19 protein-coding genes and 1 pseudogene are annotated in these 22,734 nt (G+C 71.2%); 6 read left to right on the forward strand and 14 right to left on the reverse strand.

Annotated features, from left to right (window positions below):
• Window positions 1–162: 162 nt before the first annotated feature.
• The 3 genes from IF655_RS17280 to IF655_RS17290 form a co-directional block, all read right to left on the reverse strand.
• Window positions 163–1,584, reverse strand: a complete 1,422-nt coding sequence (locus IF655_RS17280; protein WP_199585707.1) for a S28 family serine protease — start codon at window positions 1,582–1,584, stop codon at window positions 163–165.
• Between the two features lie 94 nt (window positions 1,585–1,678).
• On the reverse strand, window positions 1,679–2,068 hold the full coding sequence (locus tag IF655_RS17285; RefSeq protein ID WP_199585708.1) for a hypothetical protein: 390 nt from the start codon (window positions 2,066–2,068) through the stop codon (window positions 1,679–1,681).
• Between the two features lie 156 nt (window positions 2,069–2,224).
• Window positions 2,225–5,944: an ABC transporter ATP-binding protein gene (locus tag IF655_RS17290; RefSeq protein ID WP_199585709.1), complete on the reverse strand. Its 3,720-nt coding sequence runs from the start codon at window positions 5,942–5,944 to the stop codon at window positions 2,225–2,227.
• A 177-nt stretch (window positions 5,945–6,121) separates the two neighbouring features.
• Here IF655_RS17290 and IF655_RS17295 point away from each other — a divergent pair, with 177 nt between their 5' ends.
• Entirely contained in the window at window positions 6,122–6,406 is a 285-nt protein-coding gene (locus IF655_RS17295; protein WP_199585710.1) for a hypothetical protein, read from the forward strand.
• Window positions 6,407–6,440: 34 nt separating this feature from the next.
• Here IF655_RS17295 and IF655_RS17300 read toward each other — a convergent pair whose 3' ends face one another.
• Complete coding sequence (locus IF655_RS17300; RefSeq protein ID WP_199585711.1) at window positions 6,441–7,649, reverse strand: RNA-guided endonuclease TnpB family protein; 1,209 nt, start codon at window positions 7,647–7,649, stop codon at window positions 6,441–6,443.
• 63 nt (window positions 7,650–7,712) lie between these two features.
• On the opposite strand from IF655_RS17300, the pseudogene tnpA reads away from it, so the two are divergent.
• Window positions 7,713–7,985 (forward strand): annotated as a pseudogene (tnpA, locus tag IF655_RS17305) (IS200/IS605 family transposase); the annotation flags it as partial.
• A gap of 20 nt (window positions 7,986–8,005) precedes the next feature.
• On the opposite strand, the gene IF655_RS17310 reads toward tnpA, so the two are convergent.
• Window positions 8,006–9,097: an esterase-like activity of phytase family protein gene (locus IF655_RS17310; RefSeq protein ID WP_199585713.1), complete on the reverse strand. Its 1,092-nt coding sequence runs from the start codon at window positions 9,095–9,097 to the stop codon at window positions 8,006–8,008.
• 115 nt (window positions 9,098–9,212) lie between these two features.
• Complete coding sequence (locus IF655_RS17315; RefSeq protein ID WP_199585714.1) at window positions 9,213–10,130, reverse strand: serine hydrolase; 918 nt, start codon at window positions 10,128–10,130, stop codon at window positions 9,213–9,215.
• A gap of 217 nt (window positions 10,131–10,347) precedes the next feature.
• Between IF655_RS17315 and IF655_RS17320 the strand changes: the two genes are divergently transcribed.
• Together IF655_RS17320 and IF655_RS17325 are read left to right on the forward strand one after the other, a co-directional pair.
• Complete coding sequence (locus IF655_RS17320) at window positions 10,348–10,509, forward strand: hypothetical protein (protein ID WP_242488781.1); 162 nt, start codon at window positions 10,348–10,350, stop codon at window positions 10,507–10,509.
• Window positions 10,510–10,617: 108 nt separating this feature from the next.
• A complete protein-coding gene (locus IF655_RS17325; RefSeq protein WP_199585715.1) occupies window positions 10,618–11,316 on the forward strand; it encodes an alpha/beta fold hydrolase in 699 nt (232 codons plus the stop codon).
• A gap of 6 nt (window positions 11,317–11,322) precedes the next feature.
• Here the strand turns inward: IF655_RS17325 and IF655_RS17330 are convergent, their stop codons facing one another.
• The 3 genes from IF655_RS17330 to IF655_RS17340 are packed head-to-tail and all read right to left on the reverse strand — an operon-like array spanning window position 11,323 to window position 15,511.
• Window positions 11,323–13,008: a thiamine pyrophosphate-binding protein gene (locus tag IF655_RS17330; protein ID WP_199585716.1), complete on the reverse strand. Its 1,686-nt coding sequence runs from the start codon at window positions 13,006–13,008 to the stop codon at window positions 11,323–11,325.
• Between the two features lie 5 nt (window positions 13,009–13,013).
• Complete coding sequence (gene speB, locus IF655_RS17335) at window positions 13,014–13,985, reverse strand: agmatinase (protein WP_018544987.1); 972 nt, start codon at window positions 13,983–13,985, stop codon at window positions 13,014–13,016.
• Between the two features lie 56 nt (window positions 13,986–14,041).
• The gene (locus tag IF655_RS17340; RefSeq protein WP_199585717.1) at window positions 14,042–15,511 is read right to left on the reverse strand and encodes a sodium:solute symporter; all 1,470 of its coding nucleotides are present in this window, start codon (window positions 15,509–15,511) and stop codon (window positions 14,042–14,044) included.
• 191 nt (window positions 15,512–15,702) lie between these two features.
• Between IF655_RS17340 and IF655_RS17345 the strand changes: the two genes are divergently transcribed.
• Window positions 15,703–17,367, forward strand: a complete 1,665-nt coding sequence (locus tag IF655_RS17345; RefSeq protein ID WP_199585718.1) for a PucR family transcriptional regulator — start codon at window positions 15,703–15,705, stop codon at window positions 17,365–17,367.
• Window positions 17,368–17,426: 59 nt separating this feature from the next.
• Window positions 17,427–18,212 carry a phosphatase gene (locus tag IF655_RS17350; protein WP_199585719.1) on the forward strand — a complete coding sequence of 262 codons (786 nt, stop codon included), beginning with the start codon at window positions 17,427–17,429 and terminating at the stop codon, window positions 18,210–18,212.
• Between the two features lie 65 nt (window positions 18,213–18,277).
• On the opposite strand, the gene IF655_RS17355 is transcribed toward IF655_RS17350, so the two are convergent.
• The 5 genes from IF655_RS17355 to IF655_RS17375 all read right to left on the reverse strand — a co-directional run bounded on the left by IF655_RS17355 (window position 18,278) and on the right by IF655_RS17375 (window position 22,677).
• Complete coding sequence (locus IF655_RS17355; protein ID WP_199585720.1) at window positions 18,278–18,688, reverse strand: hypothetical protein; 411 nt, start codon at window positions 18,686–18,688, stop codon at window positions 18,278–18,280.
• 348 nt (window positions 18,689–19,036) lie between these two features.
• Window positions 19,037–19,903, reverse strand: coding sequence for an acyl-CoA thioesterase II (tesB, locus tag IF655_RS17360; RefSeq protein WP_199585721.1), 867 nt, complete (start codon window positions 19,901–19,903; stop codon window positions 19,037–19,039).
• A 36-nt stretch (window positions 19,904–19,939) separates the two neighbouring features.
• Window positions 19,940–21,097, reverse strand: a complete 1,158-nt coding sequence (locus IF655_RS17365) for an acyl-CoA dehydrogenase family protein (RefSeq protein ID WP_199585722.1) — start codon at window positions 21,095–21,097, stop codon at window positions 19,940–19,942.
• Window positions 21,098–21,228: 131 nt separating this feature from the next.
• Window positions 21,229–21,783, reverse strand: coding sequence for a Uma2 family endonuclease (locus IF655_RS17370; protein ID WP_307814952.1), 555 nt, complete (start codon window positions 21,781–21,783; stop codon window positions 21,229–21,231).
• Between the two features lie 297 nt (window positions 21,784–22,080).
• The gene (locus tag IF655_RS17375; RefSeq protein WP_199585723.1) at window positions 22,081–22,677 is read right to left on the reverse strand and encodes a TetR/AcrR family transcriptional regulator; all 597 of its coding nucleotides are present in this window, start codon (window positions 22,675–22,677) and stop codon (window positions 22,081–22,083) included.
• Window positions 22,678–22,734 lie beyond the last annotated feature (57 nt).

Below are 22,734 nucleotides of genomic sequence, written 5' to 3' on the forward strand. Positions count from 1 at the left end.
GGCGGGGACGCCGGTCGCGGTGCGGCTTGGGAGGGTGATGTCGGTTCCTGGTCTGCGGACCCGGCCGACACCGCACCGCGCACTGGTCCGGCGTTCGGGGGTTGGACGGGCGAGGGCGCCGACCGGTTCCCTCCCGGTCGGCGCCCTTACTGCCGTGGCGCCTTACGGCCGCAGCGCGGGCTCGCGCTCCACGTCGCGTACGTCGAGCCGCGCGTCGAAGCGGGCCAGCGGCTTCGCCGCCGCCGGGTCGTCCTGGACCGCCGGGGAGGCGACCCCGGCCCAGTCGAGGATCCGGGCGGTGGCCAGGGTGCGCTGACCGCCCGTCAGACCGGCGACGTTGGCGCCGTGGTTCATGCCGGGCGCGGTGAACACGTAGGAGTCACGGGCGCCCGCGCCGGGGCGGAAGCGCTCGGCGCCCCACGGGTCGTTCTGGCCGTAGACGAACAGCATGTGGCGGGCGTGGTGGCGGACCCAGGTGTCCACGTCCCGCATGGCGCCGGGCTGGAAGCGCATCGGGATGGAGCGCGGCACGAAGTCGCGCGGCGGCTGGTAGCCGTAGCGGATCAGGCGGCGCTCGATGTGCGGGAAGTGGATGGTGGGCGAGCCCAGTTGGGTGCCCGCCTGGTAGTAGTACGGGGTGTACTGCTCCAGTCCCTGGTCGGTGTAGGCGGAGAAGCCGGAGATCGTGTCCACCGAGTCCCAGATGGCGTCGTCGCTCGCGTGCGCCGCGTCGGCCGGGATGCTGTCGCAGTCGGGACCGTTGTACTGCCAGAAGCCCCACACGTAGTCGAGGACGACAGCCTCGTACGCCTTGTCCAGGGAGCCGACGGTGGTGAAGGTGTAGCCGCCCTCGGTCGCGAACTGCGCGTACCGCTTCTCCAGCGCCTCGCGGCGCACCAGGGCTTCGCGCTGGACGGCGTTCAGCCGGTCGCGGCACTCCTTGGTGCCGACGTGCTCGAAGAAGCGGTCGTATGCCGAGTCCTCGTTGTTCACCACGTCGTTGGGGGCGACGTAGGCGACCACGCCGTCCATGTCGCGCGGGTAGAAGCGCTCGTAGTAGGTGGCGGTCATGCCGCCCTTGGAGCCGCCGGTGGCCAGCCAGTTGGCGGAGTAGATGCTCTTCAGTGCCTGGAATACGCGGTGTTGGTCGCTCGCCGCCTGCCAGATGTCGAGCTTGGACCAGTCGGCGGGCGCCGGACGGGACGGGGTGAAGTAGCGGTATTCCAGGGAGACTTGATTGCCGTCGACGATCTGGGTCGGCTCGCGGCGCGACGGCGTGGTGGAGACGTTGTAGCCGCCGGTGTAGAAGACGGTCGGGCGGCTGGTGTCCTTGTGCAGCACGGTGATCCGCTGCTGGAAGGTGCCGCGGTCCGGGTGCCGGTGGTCCACGGGCTGGGTGAAGTTCAGGACGAAGAAGCGGTAGCCGGAGTAGGGCTTCTCCTCGATCAGGCTCATGCCGGGTATGGCGAGGAGCCGGTCCTTGATGTCGGCGGGCGCGGCGGTGGCCGCCCCTGCGGTGCCTGCCGCGCTCAGGGTGCCGAGCAGCACCGTGAGCGCCAGCAGCCATCTGAGGGCCTTGCGCATTCGACTCTCCCCTGTGAGACACATGTGCGCCGGAAGTTATCCGAGCAACTGGTGTGACACCAGGGGGTGTTGGGTCTACCGGGCGTGTCGGGGGTCAGCACAGGATCCAGCCGGAGCTGACCGAGCCGCGCCCCACCGCGCCGCGCACCCGGACGCAGCGGTGTCCGGCGTGCACGGTGACCGGTCCCGCGTGGTCGCGGTAGTGCCCCTTGTCGGTCACCGGTCGGTTGCCGCGCGCCTGCACGCTGAGGGACATCAGGCGCGGGGCGCCGGGAGCCTTGGCGACGGTGACCGCGCAGACGTAGCCGTCGCGCTTGTAGAGCCGGACGACACCGGTGCGGAACGGCAGGCTGCGCACCTGGTGCCCCGGGCAGTCCCGGCGCGGGGCGGCACCGGCGCCGGGGGCGGCGAGGACGAGCACCCCGAGGACCGTCAGCACGGCCACGACGGCCGCCGACAGCCGACGTATCGCATCACCGGCCACTCTCCGTGCCTCCCCCGCGCCCCGCGCATACGCCCTCGATGTACGTACTGGTGTACGGACGCACGGGATGTGCCGGACGGTTGCACGACCGTCAGCGAAACGCGCGGAGCGCGGGCGCCCCGGCGCACGGACTCTCCCGCGCGCCGGGCGTCCGGCTCAGCCCGTCACGCCCACCGGCTCCTCCGGCTCCGACTCCCCCACGAAGGTCCGCCACAGCTCGGCGTACCGGCCGTCCAGGGCGAGGAGTTCGTCGTGGGTGCCGTCCTCCGCGACCCGGCCGTGGTCCATCACGACCACGCGGTCGGCGCGGGCGGCGGTGGTCAGCCGGTGGGCGACCACCAGGGTCGTACGGCGCCCCGCCAGGCGGTCGGTGGCCTGGTTGACCTGCGCCTCGGTGGCCAGGTCCAGGGCGGCGGTCGCCTCGTCGAGGAGCAGGATGTCGGGGTCCACCAGCTCGGCGCGGGCGAGCGCGATGAGCTGGCGCTGACCGGCAGAGAGGTTGCGCCCGCGCTCGGCGACCTCGTGCAGATAGCCGCCCTCCAGCGTGGCGATCATCTCGTGCGCGCCCACCGCCCGCGCCGCCGCCTCCACCTCGGCGTCGGTGGCGTCGGGGCGTCCGTAGGCGATGGCGTCGCGGACCGTGCCGGGGAAGAGGTACGCCTCCTGCGGCACGACCCCCAGCCGGTGGCGGTACGAGGTGAGGTCCAGGGAGCGCAGATCGGTGCCGTCGACGGTGACCCTGCCCGAGGTCGGGTCGTAGAACCGCGCGACCAGCTTGACCAGCGTGGACTTGCCCGCGCCGGTCTCGCCGACGAAGGCGACCGTCTGCCCCGCCGGGACGGTCAGGGCGACGCCGGTCAGCGCCTCCTCCTCGTCGCCGTACGCGAAGGACACGTCCTCGAAGGCGATGTCGCCGCGCAGCGAGAGCACTTCCAGGGGTTCGGCGGCGGAGCCGGTGGAGGCGGGCTCGCGCAGCAGCTCCTGGATGCGGCCGAGGGAGACGGTCGCCTGCTGGTAGCCGTCGAAGACCTGGGAGAGCTGCTGGACGGGGGCGAAGAACAGGTCGATGTAGAGCAGATAGGCGACCAGCGCGCCGGTGGTCAGCGTGGCCGCCTCCACCCGTCCGGCGCCCGCGATCAGCACGGCGGCGGCCGCGACCGAGGACAGCAACTGGACGAACGGGAAGTAGATGGAGATCAGCCACTGACCCCGGATGCGCGCCTGGCGGTAGCTGTCGCTGCGCGCGGCGAACCGGCGCCCGCCGTCGCCCTCGCGCCGGAACGCCTGCACGATCCGCAGCCCGGCGACCGACTCCTGGAGGTCGGCGTTGACGACCGAGACCCGCTCACGCGCCAGCTCGTACGCCTTCACACTCGCCCGGCGGAAGAAGAAGGTGGCCACGATCAGCGGGGGCAGCGTGGCGAAGACGACCAGCGCCAACTGGAGGTCGAGCACCAGCAGGGTGCCCATGATCCCGAAGAAGGTGACGACCGAGACGAACGCGGTGACCAGACCCGTCTGGAGGAACGTGGACAGCGCGTCCACGTCGGTGGTCATCCGGGTCATGATGCGACCGGTCAGCTCGCGCTCGTAGTAGTCCAGACCGAGCCGCTGCAACTGGGTGAAGATCTTCAGGCGCAGCGCGTAGAGCACCCGCTCACCGGTGCGTCCGGTCATCCGGGTCTCGCCGTACTGCGCGACCCACTGCACCAGCACGGTGAGCAGCCCGAGCAGCGACGCCGCCCAGACCGCGCCGAGGGCGGCGCGGGTGACGCCCTGGTCGATGCCGTGCCGGATCAGGATCGGGAGCAGCAGACCCGCGCCCGCGTCGACCGCGACGAGCAGCAGGCTGATCAGCAGGGGGCGCCCGAAGCCGTGCAGCAGACGGCGCAGTCCGTAGGAGTCCTCGGGGCGGACCGCGCGCGCCTCGTCCACGCCGGGGGTGTCGGTGGCCGGGGGGAGCGCCTCGACCTTGGCGAGGAGTTCCGGGGTGGCGGGGGTACCGGCGAGCGCCCGGTCGCGGGGTGCGCGGTCGCCGGTCCACAGCCTCGGGGTGAGACCGCGCTCGGCGTCGAACTCGGCGTCCAGCTCCTCGCGGACGGTGGTGTCCTCGCGCGGTTCGGCGGGGACGGCGTGGCCCGGGGAGATTCCGCCCAGCTCGTCGGGGTCGGTGAGCAGCCTGCGGTAGAGCGGGGAGCGCTTCTGGAGTTCGGCGTCGGTGCCGATGTCCGCGAGGCGCCCGCCCTCCAGGACCGCGATGCGGTCGGCGAGGTTCAGGGTGGAGCGGCGGTGGGCGATGAGCAGGGTCGTACGACCCTCCATCACCTGTTTCAGCGCCTCGTGGATCTCGTGCTCCACCCGGGCGTCGACGGCGCTGGTGGCGTCGTCCAGGACCAGCAGGCGGGGGTCGGTGAGCAGGGCGCGGGCCAGCGCGACGCGCTGGCGCTGCCCGCCGGAGAGGGTGAGACCGTGCTCGCCGACCTTGGTGTCGTAGCCCTGGGGCAGCTCGCCGATGAACCCGTGCGCCTGGGCGGCGCGGGCGGCGGTCTCGATCTCGTCCTGGGTGGCGTCGGGGCGGCCGTAGGCGATGTTCTCGCGGACGGAGGTCGAGAACAGGAAGGAGTCCTCCGGGACCAGACCGATCGCGGCGCGCAGCGAGTCGAGGGTCAGCTCGCGCACGTCGTGCCCGCCGACCAGGACGGCGCCGCGGCTCACGTCGTAGAAGCGGGGCAGCAGCAGGGAGAGGGTGGACTTGCCGGACCCGGAGGTGCCGACGACGGCCAGGGTCTCGCCGGGACGGATCTCGAAGCTGAGCCCGTCGAGGACGGGGCGGTCGGCGTCGTAGCCGAAGGACACGTCGTCGAACTCGACGGAGGCGGGGGCGTCGGGCGGGAGGTCCTTGGTGCCGTCCTTCAGGGTCGGCTCGGTGTCGATCAGCTCCAGGACGCGCTCGGTGCCCGCGCGAGCCTGCTGGCCGACGGTGAGCACCACGGCGAGCATCCGCACCGGACCGACCAACTGGGCGAGGTAGGTGGAGAAGGCGACGAACGTGCCGAGCGTGATGTGCCCGCCGACCGCGAGCCAGCCGCCGAGGGCGAGCATGGCGACCTGGCCGAGCGCGGGCACGGCTTGGAGGGCGGGGGTGTACTTGCTGTTCAGCCGGATGGTCCGCAGCCGCGCCGCGAACAGCCTGCGGCCGACCTCGCGCAGCTTCCCGGTCTCCTGCTCCTCCTGCCCGAACCCCTTCACCACGCGGACGCCGCTGACCGCGCCGTCCACCACCCCGGCGACGGCGGCTGCCTGCGCCTGCGCGTACCAGGTGGCGGGGTGCAGCCTGCTCCGGCTGCGCCGGGCGATCCAGCCGAGCGCCGGTCCGACCGCGAGCGCGACCAGGGTGAGCGGCAGCGACAGCCACGCCATGATCCCGAGCGAGATCAGGAACAGCAGCACGTTCCCGATGGTCATCGGCAGCATGAACAGCAGACCCTGGATGAGCTGGAGATCGCTCGTCGCCCGGCCGACGACCTGCCCGGTGGACAGCTCGTCCTGACGGCGCCCGTCGAGCCGGGTGATCGTGCGGTACATCTCGGTCCGCAGATCGTGCTGCACGTCGAGGGCGACCCGGCCGCCGTAGTAGCGGCGGACGTACGTGAGCGCGTACACGAGGAGCGCGGCGCCGATCAGGGCGCCCGCCCAGGGAGCCATCGCCCGGGTGTGCCCGCCGATCACATCGTCGATGATCACCTTCGTGATCAGCGGCACGACCGCCATCACGGCCATCCCGGCGAGCGAGGAGCCGAGGGCGAGGACGACGTCCTTCGGATACCGCCAGGCGTATCCCGCCAGTCGCCGTGCCCATCCCCGTTGCGGTCCCACGCGGGTGTCCTCCGTCCATCGCCCTGATCTTCCGTGAGGCACAAACGCGGGGTGGCAGGGGGGTATTCCGTACGAGCTGCCGTACGGCGGGCGGCGCCCACCGGGCGGGGTGTCCGCATCTGTGCTGGAATGCGTCGCGGTGCAGGGATCCACCGCAGAACCGCCGGAGGCGCACGCATGGACAAGGGAAACATCGACACGCCCGACGCCGCCGACCTGGACGCCGCCGCCCGGCGGCACAGCGCCGCCGAGGGCTGGGCACTGCCGGACGGCGGCTACCCCGTCCGCCCGGCGGACCTGCACGGCGCGGAGGATCTGCGCCGGGCGATCCACGCGGTCGGCCGGGGTCGCCGCGACCCGCACGACACGATCCGCCGCCACATCATGAACCGCGCCCGCGCGCTCGGGCTGTCCTCGGAGATCCCGGACGACTGGAACGCGGACGGGAGCCTCAGCGATTGACATCCTCGCCGCTTTGAAGGACGACGATTCCCGCCTACCGCGCCGCTGAAGGCTGCGATGTCGGGTGGGTTCCTGCTTCGCTGCGCGGTGCGGGCACGGGTGCCCGTCTTACCTGCGCTCCACAGGCTGACACGGCCAGTCCGGCCGCCTTGGCGACGTTGACCGCCGCGTTCACATCCCGGTCAAGGATGGCCCCGCACGCCGAGCACGTCCACACACGGACGTGCAGGGGCTTGGGGCCGTCCTTGACGCCGCACTGCGAGCACACCTGAGACGTGGGCTCGAAGCGGCCGATCCGGATGAAGGTGCGCCCGTACCGGGCGGCTTTGTACTCCAGCATGTTCACGAATGCCGACCACCCGGCGTCGTGCACGAATTTGGCCAGGCGCGTGCGGGCGAGTCCCTTCACCGCCAGGTCCTCCACCGCGATCGCTTGGTTCTCGCCGATCAGCTTCGTGGAGAGCCGGTGGTGGAACTCGCGGCGCGCGTCGGCGACGCGGGCGTGTGCCCGTGCGACGCGGACCCTGGCCTTGTCCCTGTTCTTGCTGTCCTTCTCTTTGCGGGACAACTCCCGCTGGGCCTTCTTCAGGCGCTTCTCGGCCCGGCGCAGGAAGCGCGGGCTGTCGATCTTCCGGCCGTCCGAGAGGACCGCGAAGTGCGTCAGGCCCAGGTCGATACCCACCTTGGGCGTCACCTCGGGCAGCACCTCCGACGGGTCGGTCTGCACCACAAACGACGCGAAGTACCGGCCCGCGCTGTCCTTGACCACCGTTACCGTAGACGGCGTCGAGGGCAGCGTCCGCGACCACTTCACTTGCAAGTCGCCGATCTTCGGCAGGCGCAGCTTCCCACCCGGGGTGATCAACCAGCGGGCGTTCGCGGTGAACCGGACCGTCTGCCGGGTGTCCTTGCGGGACTTGTACCGGGGTGCGCCCATGCGCGGGCGCTTGCCCTTCAGGCCGTCGAAGAAGTTCCGGTACGCCGTGTCCAGATCCCGCAGGGACTGCTGCAGGATCACCGCCGACACCTCGGCGAGCCAGGCCCGCTCGGGGGTTTTCTTCGCCTCGGTGATCAGCGTCTTGGACAGGTCCCCGGTCTTCGGGAACGGCATGTCTTCGCTTCGGGCGGTCTCCCGAGCGCGGAGCGCGTCGTTGTAGACCACCCGCGCGCACCCGAACGCCCTCGCCAACGCCGCGCGCTGTCCGGCGCCCGGGTACAGGCGGAAGCTGTACCGAAGCTGCACACCGATCACCGTACGCAGCGGGATGGCAAGTATCGATGGGAACATTCATACGATCCATCACCATTGGTCCGTACGCGTGTCCGTCTGGCTTTCGTGACGAAGTACCGGCATACCATCTTCACCGACCGGTACCTGACGCGCTGCGAACAGATCATGCGGGCCGTGTGCGAGGACTTCGAGGCCGAGCTGGTCGAGTTCAACGGCGAGGCCAACCACGTCCACCTGCTCGTGAACTTCCCGCCGAAGGTCGCCGCGTCCAGGCTGGTGAACTCCCTCAAGGGCGTGTCCTCGCGCAGGCTCCGCCAGGAGTTCCCCGATCTCGTCCGCCACTACTGGCGGGCAGGCCAGAGCAGAACTCAGATGCGCTTCACTACCGGGCTGAAGCCCGGTGCACTGCGAACAGACCCGGTAGCGCCCGTACGCACCCGGAGGTAGTAGAAGCGGGTCGTCTGGGCCGGGTTCTGGTTGTCGTCGCTGACCAGGAGCACCTTCAGCCGACCTGTGCCGTCCCGCCCGGTGACCGTCATGCCCTCGATGTTGTCCAGCAGCGGGTTGGGCTGGGGCTGGCGGGCGGTCGCGCCGAGGGAGGGGCAGTCGGCGATGTCCGCGAGCGGGGTCTTGCGCAGGAGGCGTACGCCAGGCTGTCCGGTGAGGTCCGGGACGCGTGAGGTGTCGGTGGCGTGGCGCGGGTCGGCCAGGTAGAGCCGGACGGTGTTGCCGACGCCCGCCGTGAAGCCGCGCTCCAGCACGAGGAGGCGCCCGTCGGGGGTGGACTGCACCTCGGGCACGCCGAGGCTCGGGTCGTCGGTGCGGTACGCGTACTGCGCGCCGAGCCGGAACCGCCCGTGCTCCCGCGTCCACGTCTGGAAGCGGACGGTGCCGGGGTCGTCCCCGTCGAGCGCGTACTCCATCGAGGCGAGCAGGGTGTGCCCGCCGGGCAGCAGGGTCAGCCCCTCGAAGGTCTGGTTGGCGGTGGCGCGTCCGGCGGGGGCGACGCGGAGGTCGTCGGGGACGGGCAGCCGCTCCAGGATCTTCCCCGCGCGGGAGTACCGCCGTACGGACGGCTCGGTCTCGGACGTCACCAGCCGGGTGCCGTCCCGGTCCACGGCGAGTCCCTCGGAGTCCAGCTCCTTTCCGCTCTCGTCGGCGAGGTTGGTCGCGCCGGTGGGCCGCAGGGTCTTCGCGTCCAGCCGGAACAGCGTGGAGCGGTCCGCGAGCGCGGCGAGCGATCCGTCGCGGTCCACGGCGAGGGCGGAGAGGTTGCCGACGTAACTGCCGTCGTACGTCGTCTTGTCGAGCGCGTCGGAGAAGCGGTCGAGGGTGACGGCGGGGGAACAGGCGTGATTCCGCGATGCGTTGGCGTGCGCCGCCGCTCCAGGTGCCGCGAGGCAGAACGCGGCGGCGAGGGTTGCGGAGAGGACGGGGCGGGTTCTCCTGCGCAAGGTCATGGGGGTCACGGTAGGGGGCGGGACCCAAGGACGCACAGCGGTACGGCTGTTGACGCATGAGCACGGGCCCGGTTCCTCCGGTGGACGGAGGAACCGGGCCCGTGACGAGGGGGTGTCAGCCCTGCGGTGGCGTGGCCACGACGGCCTCGCGCGGGGTGCTGGTCGGGACGTAGACGGCGGACTTGGACGCCGTCGGGACCAGGTCCTTGTGGATGACCTTGGAGACGTTCTGGATGGTGGTGACGCCGTAGTCCATCGTGCTGTTGTCCTGCGTCAGCACGGTGAGCATGTAGTCGTGCCCGGCGCCGTCGAAGGTGCCGAGGCTGTGGACGCGCCAGCCGTGGGTCGAGCGCTGGAGCCAGCCGTTCTTGACGTGCACGGCGACCGTGGAGGGGGCGCCTGCCGGGGTGCCCCAGCGCTGGGAGGAGACGACCTGGCCCATGAGCTTGAGGATGTACGCCCGCGAACTGTCGCTCAGCACGCTGTTCTTGGCGGTGACGAGCTTGAGCAGCTTCTGCTCGTCGGTGACGTTGATCTGGGTCAGTCCCCAGTAACCGTCCGCCCCCGGCGTGGTCTTGGTCATCTTGGCCGCCGCCAGGAAGCCCTTGACCTTGGTCACGCCGAGCTGCTTCCACAGCTTGCTGGTGGCGGTGTTGTCCGACTGCGTGATCATCGCCTTGGCGAGCGTGGTCTCGGTGCTCGTCAGGTACCGGTTGTGCTTCTTGGCGTCCCAGAGCAGCGTGGCGAGCACGGTGACCTTGACGGTGCTGGCCGAGTCGTACGCGCTGGTCGCCCGCAGGGAGCAGGTGGTGCCGGTCGAGCGGTCGTACACACCGAGCGCGACACTGCTCTTCCGCTTCGCCAGCGCCGCCGTGATGTCCTTCTCCAGCTTGTCCGCCAGCCCCGCCTTCGACGACGTACAACTGACGGCCGAGGCCGCGGACGCCGGAGTGGCGGCCACGGCCGGTATGAGCAACGCGACACCGAGCGCGGCGGCGACCGCTCCGGTACGACGTGGAGTCCGGGATTTCATGTCCAGTTGACTAACGGACCCTGGCGGGGGTTGCACGGACCCTGTCCGAATTCGCACGACTTCCCCTCACAACTTGCCCACGCCTGACTGGTTCTTTACTGGTGCTTGATGTTGCTTCCGATTGCGAACGGTGCGGTCGAACTGGGGTCTTCGGGTTGGTGAGCCGACGAGGCGAGCGACTCCGCACTGACCGGGACGGCGTTCGGCGGTGCCCTCGGTGGCGGCGGAGCTGCCGATCACGACGGGCGCGATGACCGGCACGGGTGCGGTCGCGGTCCTGGGCGGGCTGAAGACGGCGATCGCGATGAACGCGGCGCTGGTGCTCCTGGGGGTGCTTACCAGCGCGGGGTTCCTCCGGGGCGGCTCCGAGCGCCCCTAGGTCGTGTTCCGCCCGCCGTTCAGTCGTCCGCGCAGGAGTGCCGGCATGTCCGGCCGGGCGGGAGGAATTGCCGGGCGCCTTGGGCGCCCCGCTCGCTACGGTTCCTCCATGGCGAACTTCGTACTGGTCGCGGGCGCACGCCTCGGCTCCTGGGCATGGGACGACGTCGTACCGCATCTGCGGGCAGCCGGGCACGGGGTGCACCCGTTGACGCTCTCCGGTCTCGCCGATCGGCAGGGTGTCCCGGCCGGGCAGCAGACGCATGTCCAGGACATCGTCGACGAGGTCGGACGGCACGATCTGCGTGATGTCGTCCTGGTGGGGCACAGCTACGCCGGAATTCCCGTCGGGCAGGCGGCGGAGCGGATCGGGGAGCGGGTGACGCACACCGTGTTCGTCGACTCCAGCGTTCCGGCGGACGGCGAGTCGTTCGTGTCGCAGTGGCCGGACGGCGGGGCCGCCGTGGAGGCGTCCATCGCCGGGAACCAGGGTTTCTGGCCGCTCGTCTCCGCGTCCCATTTCGACGGGCACGGCCTCGCCGAGGAGCAGATCGCGCGGATCGTGGACAACGCCACGCCCCACCCCGGCCGCACCCTGACCGAGCCCGCCGTGCTCACCCGGCCGCTCGGCGAGCTGAAGGCGACCTACGTCCTGTGCGAACTCGCCGGGGACGAACTAGACGACGAGGTAGCCGAGTTGGTGGTCGACGGGCACTGGCGGCTCGTCCGGATGGGCACCGGGCACTGGCCGATGTTCTCCCGGCCGCGCGAGCTGGCAGAGGTGCTGCTCGGCGCGGCCGGGGAGTGACGCCGGTCAGTCCAGGTGTGTCGGTGCGAACATCCGCAGTACCGCCGGGAGTACGACCACGGAAGGTCCCGGAGTCGCCAGCGCCTTCGACAGGTCCGTCTCCAGGGTCTTTGGGGAGGTCAGGACGCCGGGGACGCCGAAGGACTCCGCGAGGGCGACGTAGTCCGGGCGGGTCAGTTCCGTCGCGGTGGGTTCGCCGAAGGCGTCCGTCATGTATTCGCGGAGGATGCCGTAGCCGCCGTCGTCGACGATGAGCCAGGTGACCGGGAGGTCGTACTGGCGGGCGGTCGCCAGTTCCGCGATGGAGTAGAGGGCGCCGCCGTCGCCGGAGACGGCGAGGACCGGGCGGGTGGGGTCGGCGGCGGCAGCGCCGAGGGCGGCGGGGAAGCCGTAGCCGAGGCCGCCCGCGCCCTGGGCGGAGTGCATGGTGTTGGAGCCGCGGGGGTCGAAGGCGGACCAGGCCCAGTAGGCGAGGATCGTCATGTCCCAGAAGGACGGGGAGCCGGGAGGCAGCGCCTTGCGTACCGACGCCAGCACGTCCTGTTCCAGGGTGAGTTCCTGGGAGGAGATGCGTGCCGTGACCTTGTCCAGCAGTTCTCGTACCCGCGCGGGAGCCGTCTCGTCCGTCCGCGGCGACACCGTCTCCAGCAGCGCCTGAAGCGCGAGGCGGGCGTCCGCGTGGATGCCCAGTGCCGGGTGGTTGGACTCCAGCTTGCCGAGGTCCGCCTCGATCTGGATGACCCGGCCGCGCGGCTTGAACGTGTGGTAGTTCGAGGAGAGTTCACCGAGTCCGGAGCCGACGACGAGGAGAACGTCCGCGTCCTCCAGGAAGTCCGTCGTGTGCCGGTCCTCCAGCCAGGACTGGAGGGACAGCGGGTGCTCCCAGGGGAAGGCGCCCTTGCCACCGAAGGTGGTCACCACGGGGGCGTCCAGCGCCTCCGCGAGCCCCAGCAGCTTGCCCGAGGCGTCCGACCGTACGACTCCGCCACCCGCGATGATCGCGGGACGCTCCGCACGGGACAGCAAGTCCGCCGCGACCGCCGTGAGTTCGACGCGCGGGACCAGTTCCTCCGGGGTCGCGTCCGGTGCCGTCACCACCGGCAGCGAGGTCTCCGCGAGCAGCACGTCCTGCGGGATCTCCACCCACACCGGACCGTGCGGAGCGGTCAGCGCGGAGCGCCACGCCTCCGCGATCGCCGACGGGATCTGCGACTGCGAGCGGACCGTGTGAACCGACTTCACCACGCCCCGGAACGACGCCGACTGGTCCGGGAGTTCGTGCAGATAACCGTGGCGGCCACCGCCCAGCCCCGCCGTCGGGATCTGGCTGCTGATCGCCAGGACCGGCGCCGACGCCGACGCCGCCTCCTGGAGCGCGGCCAGCGAGGTCAGCGCGCCCGGACCCGTGGAGAGCAGCAGCGGCGCCGCCTCCCCCGTGATCCTGCCGTACGCGTCCGCCGCGAAACCCGCGTTGTTCTCCACCCGCAGCCCGATGTAGCGCAGCGCGGAGCGGCGCAGGGCGTCGAACATGCCGAGGGCGTGCTGGCCGGGCAGCCCGAAGACGGTCGTCGCGCCGAGCCCGGCCAGCGTCTCCACGACCAGGTCGCCGCCGTTGCGCCCGGGAGGAGGGTTCAGGGCGGCGGAGATCTGCGCCTCGGTCGGGCGGAGCACCAGGTCGTGGTCGTGAGTCACTGCGCTTACGCGTCCTTCCGGGCCGCCGCGATCTGACGGCTCATGATGGTGGTCAGTTCGTACGCGGTGTGGGACGCCGCGACCGAGGTGATCTCGGCGTGGTCGTACGCCGGGGCGACCTCGACCACGTCCGCCGAGACCAGGTTGCACGAGGCGAGCCCGCGCAGGATCTCCAGCAGCTCGCGGGAGGTCATGCCGCCCGCCTCGGGGGTGCCGGTGCCGGGGGCGTGGGCGGGGTCGAGGCAGTCGATGTCGATGGAGATGTACAGCGGGCGGTCCCCGATGCGCTGGCGCAACTGGTCGGCGACCTCGTCGGCGCCCCGGCGGTAGACGTCCGCCGAGGTGACGATGCCGAAGCCCATCTTCTCGTCGTCCGTGAGGTCCTGCTTGCCGTACAGCGGACCGCGCGTGCCGACGTGGGAGAGCGCGGAGGTGTCGAGGATGCCCTCCTCCACCGCCCGGCGGAACGGCGTGCCGTGCGTGTACTCGGCGCCGAAGTAGGTGTCCCAGGTGTCGAGGTGCGCGTCGAAGTGGAGCAGCGCGACCGGACCGTGCTTCTTGGCGACGGAGCGCAGCAGCGGCAGCGCGATGGTGTGGTCGCCGCCCAGCGTCATCAGGCGGGCGCCGGTGCCGAGCAGGTCGTCCGCCGCCGCCTCGATGGTGTCGACAGCCTCGTTGATGTTGAACGGGTTCACCGCGATGTCGCCGCCGTCCGCGACCTGCGCGAGGGCGAAGGGGGAGGCGTCCTGCGCGGGGTTGTACGGGCGCAGCAGCCGGGACGCCTCGCGGATGGCGTTGCCGCCGAAGCGGGCGCCCGGCCGGTACGAGACGCCGGAGTCGAACGGCACACCGACCACGGCGACGTCGGCGCGGCCGACCTCGTCGAGGCGGGGCAGCCGGGCGAAGGTCGCGGGGCCCGCGTAGCGCGGGACGCGGGAGGAGTCGACGGGCCCGCGGGGCGTCTCGGAGCTGCTCATGCTGAAATGCCTTCTTCCTTGCGCTTCGTCGCGCATGTACTGCTTTCCGTACGACTCTACTGGTGAGCCGGGACCGGTTCGGACGGGAGTTCGGGGGACTTGCCGGCGAGGCGGTCGCGCCAGACGGCGAGGACGCGCTCGTCGGTGGGCTTGGTGGCCAGCGAGACGACGACGTAGGCGACGAGGGAGGCGAGCAGACCGTAGTAGACGGGCTCGTTGGCGAGGATGCCGTAGCCCGCCATGAGACCGATCACCGCGAGACCGCCGACGATCACGGAGGCGAGCGCGCCCTGCACGGTGCCGCGCTTCCACAGCAGACCGCCGAGGATCGGCACGAGGAGCCCGCCGACGAGGAGGTTGTACGCGACGGTCAGCGCCTCGACCACGTTGTTCAGGGCGATGGCGGTGCCGATCACCGCGAGACCCATGATCAGGATGAAGACGCGGTTGCCCCTGACCTCGTCGTGCGGCTCGTCCGCGGAGGATTGCGGGCGGACCAGACCCCGCAGCCGGGACCAGATGTCGTTGTTCGCGACGGTCGCGCAGGCGATCAGCGCGCCGGAGGAGGTGGACATCACGGCGGCGAGGGCGGCGGCGAGCACCAAGCCCCGTACGCCGATGGGGAGTTCGTCCTTGACGATGGTCGCGAACGCGTCGTCCGGGTTGGCGAGCTTCGGGTAGAGGACCTTGGCGGCGGTGCCGATGACGGCGCCCGCGACGGCGTAGGCGAGACAGTAGGTGCCGGCCACCGTGCCGCCCCACTTGGCGGTGCGGTCGTCGCGGGCGGTGAACACGCGCTGCCAGATGTCCTGCCCGATCAGCATGCCGAAGGTGTAGATCAGCACGTAGGTGAAGATCGTCTCGCCGCCGATGCCCAGCGGGTCGAAGTACGTGGTGGGGAGCTTCGCCTTCATCTCGGCGAAGCCGCCCGCCTTGACCACGGCGATGGGCAGCAGCAGGAGCAGCACGCCGATGGTCTTGACCACGAACTGCACCATGTCGGTGAGCGTGATCGACCACATGCCGCCGAGGGTGGAGTACGCGACGACGATCGAGCCGCCGAGGACGATCGCGAGGGTGCGGTTCATGTCGAACAGCACGTCGAAGATCGTGGCGTAGGCGATGGTCGAGGTCACCGCGAGCATGAGGGTGTACGCCCACATGACGACGCCGGAGATGACCCCGGCGCGACCGCCGTAGCGCAGGTCCAGCATCTCGGAGACGGTGTAGACCTTCAGGCGGGCGATACGGGCCGAGAAGAACACCGAGAGGGCGAGCAGCCCGAGACCGATGGTGAAGACCATCCAGGCGCCGGAGAGACCGTAGCGGTAGCCGAGTCCGACGCCGCCGATGGTGGACGCGCCGCCGAGGACGATCGCGGCCATGGTGCCGGAGTACATCGCGGGACCCAGGCGGCGGCCCGCCACCAGGAACTCGCTCTTCGACCTCGCCCGGCGCATCCCCCACCAGCCCATGGCCAGCATTCCGACGAGATAGACGACGATCACTGTGTAGTCGACGGCCATGGGCGGGGCCCTCCTTCGCGCAGTCCGGTGGCGTGTCGTGCGGTGTCGTGGGGGTGCGACGGCAGCTTCTCGCGGGGACATCCGCCCGTACCCGTGGCTGCCGTTCCGCCTAGAGATTAGGTGGCCGGAAAGCGACTGCGAAGTGTACGTTTCATCCACTTGAACGGGGTGGGACGGAGGAATCGCACATCATGACGGAACCGATCGCCCCGGCTGTGCCGCCGACCCCGCCCGTACCGCTCGCCGCTCTGCTCGCGCGGGAGGACCTGGGGCTGCGGCAGATCGCGGGACCCGAGGACCCGGACACGGTGATCCACTGGGCGCACACCTCGGAGATGGCCGACCCGTACCCCTATCTCCTGGGCGGCGAGCTGCTGCTCACGGCGGGGGTGCACGTGCCGGAGGCGGCGGGCTCCGGGGCGTACTTCTACGACTACGTCTCCCGGATCGTCGCGGCGGGCGGCGCCGCACTCGGCTTCGGACTCGCCCCGGTGCACGACACGGTGCCGCGCGCGCTGGTCGCCGCCTGCGAGGCGCACGGGCTGCCCCTCCTTGATGTGCCTCCGCGCACGACGTTCTCCGGTGTCGCCCGTGCCGTCTGGCAACTGATGGCCCAGGCGCGCCTCGCCGAACTCCGCCGTGTCACCGAGGCACAGCAGAGCCTGACCGCCGCCGCCTCCCGCCCCGACCCGGTCCCCTCCGTCCTCCGCCAGCTCGCCCAGCGCCTCGCGGGCCACGCGGTCCTCTACGGTCCCGACGGCACACTGATCGCCTCCGCGGGCCGCACCCCCACGACCCCGGACACCCGGGAGGCACTGGCCCGGCTGGCGTCGGTGGTACGGCCACTGCGGACGCCGTCCGCAGGAGCCGGGGAGGGCGATGCGGCGGGCGGCACGGCTCGGGAGGACGGCACCGCGGCGGGACCCCCGGGCACCGACATCGACGCCCCCCTCAAGCCCGAGCCCGCGCCGGAAGCCGACGCCGCCCTTCGACCCGGGACGGACCCCGAACCCCGCCCCGGCAGCACCCCCCGCCCCACCCCCACCTCCGCGACCGACACCCACCACGGCACCCACCTCGCCGCCTACGCCCTCGGTACCGCGGGCGGGTTCGTGCTCGGGGTCGCCGCCGGGCAGCGGACCGCCGGGGACCACACCATCGCGTCCGTCGCCGCCGTGCTGCTGTCGCTGCTGACCGGGGAGCATCAGAGCGGGGCGGGCGCGGACCGGTCCTCGGCGCTGGTGCGGTTGCTGCTGGGGGCGTCCGCCGAGGAGGTCGTGCCGTTGCTGCGCCCGGGGCGGGAGGAGCCATGGGTCGTCGTGCACGCACGGCCCGAGGGAAGGACGCCGGACGCCGTAACCGCCGCCGCGCTGGGGGCGGCGCTGGGCTCGCCGCTGACCGACCTCGCGCGGGACGTCGTACGGGTGCTGGTGCCCGGCGGGCGCGAGCCGGAGCCGCAGCCCGGGTGGACGCTCGGGGTGAGCGCGCCCGCCCAGCCCGCGGACTGGTCCGCCGCCGACGCGCAGGCGGCGCGCGCGCTGGCCCGCGCCCGCGCGACCCGCACCGCGCTGGTACGGCACGGCGCCCGCCCGGGGCTCGCGGACCTGGTGCCCCCGGCGGACGCCGAGGCGCACGCCCGCGCCCTGCTCGCCCCGCTCGCCGCCGGACCCGCGCTCGCCGAGACCCTGCGCGCCTGGCTTTCGCTGCACGGGAGTTGGGACCGTACGGCGGTCGCGCTCGGCGTCCACCGCAACACCGTGCGCCAGCGGATCGCCCGCTGCGCGACGCTGCTCGGCGCCGATCTGGACGATCCGGACGTACGGATGGAGCTGTGGTTCGCGCTGCGCCGGGGCTGAGACCCGCGGCGGCGCGATGCCGGAGACGGCACCCGGCCCGCTGCCCCACAATGGGGGGCATGCCGATACCCGGGACACCCAGCCGCGCCGAGCTGGTCGAGCATCTGGTGAGAACACGTATCGCGGGCGAGGTCGCCACCCCCCGCGAGAACAACCTCTCCCACTACCGCAGGCTCGCCAACGGAGACCGTCACTTCTGGCTCGGTCTGGAGCTGGGCGAGCGCTGGTCCGACGAGCAGGACGTGCTCGCGGTGATGGCCGAACGCGTCGGCGTGAACGACGATCCCGGTCACCGGTACGGCCAGGACACCATCGACCCCGAGCTGACCGTGGACGCGCTGGACCGCATGGCGGCACGGCTGCGCAAGGCGGCCGAGGGCGAGCAGCGGGTGCTGTTCGCGACCGGTCACCCGGGCGGGCTGCTCGACGTGCACCGCGCCACTGCCGCCGCGCTGCGCGCCGCGGGCTGCGAGATCACCGTCATCCCCGACGGGCTGACGACGGAGGAGGGGTACGTCATGCAGTTCGCGGACGTGGCCGTCCTGGAGCACGGCGCGACCCTCTGGCACACCCACTCGGGCGAGCCGATGCGCGCCATTCTCACCGGACTTGAGCGCGCCGGGCGCCCGCTGCCCGATCTCGTGGTCGCCGATCACGGCTGGGCGGGATACGCCGCGCAGCACGGCGTGGACGCGGTGGGCTACGCCGACTGCAACGACCCGGCGCTCTTCCTCGCCGAGTCCGAGGGCACCCTCCAGGTCGCGGTGCCGCTCGACGACCATGTGGTGAGCCCTCGCTTCTACGACCCGATGACCGCCTATCTCCTGGCGGAAGCGGGGCTGTAACGCGCCGAGCGCGATGCACGGCCCCGTCCAGGGCCGCACATCGCGCTCAGATCGCGGTGAATGAGTCAGCGTCCGTGGCCGCCGCCACCGTGGCCGCCACCATGACCGCCGCCGTGGCCGCCACCATGACCGCCACCGTGGCCGTAGCCGCCGTGGCCGTAGTCGCCATGGCCGTAGCCGCCGTGACCGTAGCCGTTGTGGCCATGGCCGTAGCCCCAGTCACCCCAGCCCCAGTCGTTGTCGTTCCACCAGTTGTTGTGGTGGTACCGACCGTTGTTGCCCCAGTTGTTGTCGTTCCAGCCGTTGTTCCAGCCGTTGTGGTTCCTGCCGCCCCAGTCGTTGCCGTAGGAGCTGCGGTCGTTGTTGTGGGACGGGGCTGCAGAGGCGGTGCCCGCGGTGCCTATCGCGGCTCCTCCGGCCAGCAGCAGGCCGGTGGCGGACATCGCGACGAGGCGCCTCGTGCGCTGTGATCGCATGGGAATACCTTCCATCTCCATCGTCTCTCGCGTGTCCCCAGGCTGGGGGCGAGGTGGATGGCCGTCGCCGCGAAGAGGAAGATGCGGCGCGGTCTTCAGATGTCACCGCAATGTCTGAGCGGCACGATGTGGAGCCGCCGACGCCTGTCAGTCATCCGTACGCTGTGCGTCACCGGGTGCTGCGGCTGAGATCCGGGCGTCCGGAAGCTCGTCGGCCGGGCAAACCGTGCGTTGCGGCTTTCACTGATAGAGCCTAGTACCCCATGCGCCACTCGTCACTTCGAGCAACCATGTATCTGACGGCAGTGTCAAGTCCCCTTCGCCACACGGTTGTTGACGGTGCCATTTTCAGCGCGGGACGCGGACGACGCCCTCCTGGACGACCGAGATGGCGAGCTGCCCCTCCCGGGTGAAGATGCGCGCCTGACCGAGACCCCGGCCGCCGTGGGCGGACGGTGACTCCTGGTCGTACAGCAGCCACTCGTCGGCACGGAAGGGGCGGTGGAACCACATCGCGTGGTCCAGCGAGGCGCCGACCACGTCGCCGACGGCCCACCCTCCGCGCCCGTGCGCGAGCAGCACGGAGTCGAGCAGGGTCATGTCGGAGACGTAGGTGGCGAGGACGACGTGGAGCAGGGGGTCGTCGTCCAGCTTGCCGTTGGTGCGGAACCAGACCTGGCTGTGCGGTTCGCGCGGGGTGCCGAACTCGCCGTACGGCGGCTCGTCCACGTAGCGCAGGTCGATCGCCTCGCGGGCTTCCAGGAAGCGCTCGACGACCTCGGGGTCGAGGTGGTCGTAGCCGCGCAGCCGCTCCGGGGAGGTGGGCAGCGTGGCCGGGTCGGGCGCCAGCGGCATGGCGGACTGGTGGTCGAGACCGTCCTCGAACGTCTGGAAGGACGCGGAGAGATGGAAGATCGGCTTGCCGTGCTGGACGGCGACGACGCGGCGGGTGGTGAAGGAGCGGCCGTCGCGGATGCGGTCGACGCTGTAGACGATCGGCGCTCCGGGGTCGCCCATGCGCAGGAAGTAGGCGTGCAGGGAGTGCGCGTGGCGGTCGGCGGGGACGGTGCGGCCCGCGGCGACGAGCGCCTGGGCCGCGACCTGTCCGCCGAAGACACGGGGGACGACGGCGGAGCGGGACCGCCCGCGGAAGATGTCCTCCTCGATCCGTTCGAGGTCGAGCAGATCGAGGAGGTCCTGAAGTGCCTGGCTCATGACGTGTAGTGGTATCGGCCAGTCATTTCGGGGGGCTTACAGGCCCATGTCCTTGGCGATGATCGTCTTCATGATCTCGCTGGTGCCGCCGTAGATGCGGTTGACGCGGTTGTCCGCGTACAGGCGGGCGATCGGGTACTCGTTCATGTAGCCGTAGCCGCCGTGCAACTGGAGGCAGCGGTCGATCACGCGGTGGGCGACCTCGGTGCAGAAGAGCTTCGCGGAGGCGGCCTCGGCGGGGGTCAGCTCACCGGCGTCCAGCGCCTCGGTGGCGCGGTCGGCGACCGCCTCGGCGGCGTCCACCTCGGCCTGGCAGGCGGCCAGCTCGAACTTGGTGTTCTGGAAGTGCGCGACCGGCTTGCCGAAGACCGTGCGGTCCTGGACGTACTGCTTGGCGAAGCGGACGGCTGCCTTGGCCTGGGCGTAGGCGCCGAAGGCGATGCCCCAGCGCTCGGAGGCGAGGTTGTGGCCGAGGTAAGAGAAGCCCTTGTTCTCCTCGCCGAGCAGGTCCTCGACGGGGACCTTGACGTCCACGAAGGCGAGTTCGGCGGTGTCGGAGGTCTTCAGACCGAGCTTGTCGAGCTTGCGACCGACCGAGTAGCCCTCGGACTTGGTGTCCACGGCGAAGAGGGAGATGCCGAAGCGGCGGTCGTCCTCCTTCGGGGCGGAGGTGCGGGCGCAGACGATCACCTTGTCGGCGTGGACGCCGCCGGTGATGAAGGTCTTGGCGCCGTTGAGGACGTAGTGCGTGCCGTCCTCGGAGAGCTTGGCGGTGGTCTTCATGCCCGCGAGGTCGGAACCGGTGCCGGGCTCCGTCATCGCGATGGCCCACATCTCCTCGCCGGTGACGAACTTCGGCAGGAACCGCTTCTTCTGCTCGTCCGTGGCCAGCATCTTGATGTACGGCAGGGCGAGCAGCACGTGCACGCCGGAGCCGCCGAACTGGACGCCCGCGCGGGCGGTCTCCTCGTAGAGGACCGCCTCGAACTTGTGGCTGTCCATGCCCGCGCCGCCGAACTCCTCGGGCACGTTGATCCCGAAGATGCCCAGCTCGCCAAGCTTGTAGTAGAAGTCGCGGGGAGCCTGGCCGGCGGCGAACCACTCGTCGTAGACGGGCACGACCTCGGCCTCGATGAAGTCCCGAAGGGTCTCCCGGAACGCCTCGTGATCCTCGTTGAAAACCGTACGGCGCACGCCGCCACCTCCACGTACCTCGGCATGACATCGGGCATGTCTAAGCGCTTGCTCAACCGAAGGTACCGGCGAGTACGGTCACCGTCCAGGGTGAGCTTCCCCACCTGCCCGCGTACGCGGTGTCAGCGGTGTCAGTCACCGGCCTTGCCGTACCGGCGGAAGTCGGCGGTGTCGATGAGCCAGGAACCGAAGGGGACGGCGTCGCCGAAGATGTACGCGTCCTTGCGGGCGTAGCGGCCCTTGCAGGGGTCGGAGTGGACCTCGATGGTGCCGGTGCGGGGGTCGACGATCAGGTAGTGGGCGATGCCCATGGCGGCGAAGGCGGCCGGCCTCCCGTCCGCCGCGACGGCGACTTCGGCGGACGCCGGAACCTGCGAGGCGTCCACCGCCGGGCCGTCCTCGTCGAGCGCGGCCCGCGGGACGACCGCCAGGTCCGGGTGGAGCATCCGGCCCAGCGTCGGGTGCTCGATGTGCGGGGACGCACAGATGTGGTCCGGGTGGGTGGCGCGGAGTTGCCGGTCCACCTGCTCGCGCAGCCTGCGGACGATCCCCGCGTGGCGCTTCGGGCAGCGCCGCAAGGCAAGCGAGGGCCCCGCCGCCCCGATCTCGACCTGCCACGCCCCTTCGAGCCCGGAGGCGAAGGCATCCAGCTCCTCGACGAGGGCACGCATCCTGACGTAGTCCACGGCACCGCAGCGTACCGCCGGAGCCCCAGCCCCTCCCGCCCACGAACGCCCCCACGCCAACCGGCACGACAACACCGCCACAACCCCGACCGGAAAGCATGCCCATTCAGAATCCGGCGAGCCCACACATCCCGCCCGCCCCACCACCACAACCCACCGGCGAAGCCCCAGCCGATCACGGACGCGAACGCCCCCACGCCATCCGGCACGACAACGCCGCCACAGCCCCGGCCGGGAAGCGTGCCCGCTCAGAATCCGGCGAGCCCACACATCTCACCCGCCCCACCGGCGGAGCCGTCACGCGCCCGCCGACGCGAACGCCCCCCGCGCCATCCGGTGCAGCAGCGCTGCCGTGGTGCCCCGGCCGGGGAGGGTGCCCGCTCGGCCGAGGTGGGGGGTGGAGTTGAGGAGGCCGAAGACGGAGTGGACGGCGGAGCGGGCGGTGGGTTCGGTGAGGAGTGGGTGGACCTCGCGGACGACCTCCACCCAGAGTTCGACGTACTGGCGCTGGAGCTGGCGGACGAGCTTGCGGTCGCTCTCGCGCAGGCGGTCCAGTTCGCGGTCGTGGAGGGTGATCAGCGGGCGGTCGTCGAGGGCGAAGTCGATGTGCCCCTCGATGAGGGAGTCGAGGACGGCGGAGGCGTCCGCGTGGCCGTCCGCCTCCGAGAGACGGCGCCGGGCGCCCGTCAGCAACTGACCGCTGATGCCGACGAGCAGCTCGGCGAGCATCGCGTCCTTGCCGGGGAAGTGCCGGTAGAGCCCGGGACCGCTGATGCCGACCGCCGCTCCTATCTCGTCCACGCCGACACCGTGGAAGCCGCGCTCGGCGAACAGGCGCGCGGCCTCCCTGAGGATCTGCTGGCGCCGGGTCGGGGCGTCGGTTCTGCTGGCCATGCGGTTCATTCTAGACAGCGAGGTTAGCGGTCGTTAACCTGAGGGAAATGCGTTAAC

This window comes from Streptomyces sp. DSM 110735 (assembly GCF_016482685.1).
In the GTDB taxonomy this organism is placed as follows: domain Bacteria; phylum Actinomycetota; class Actinomycetes; order Streptomycetales; family Streptomycetaceae; genus Streptomyces.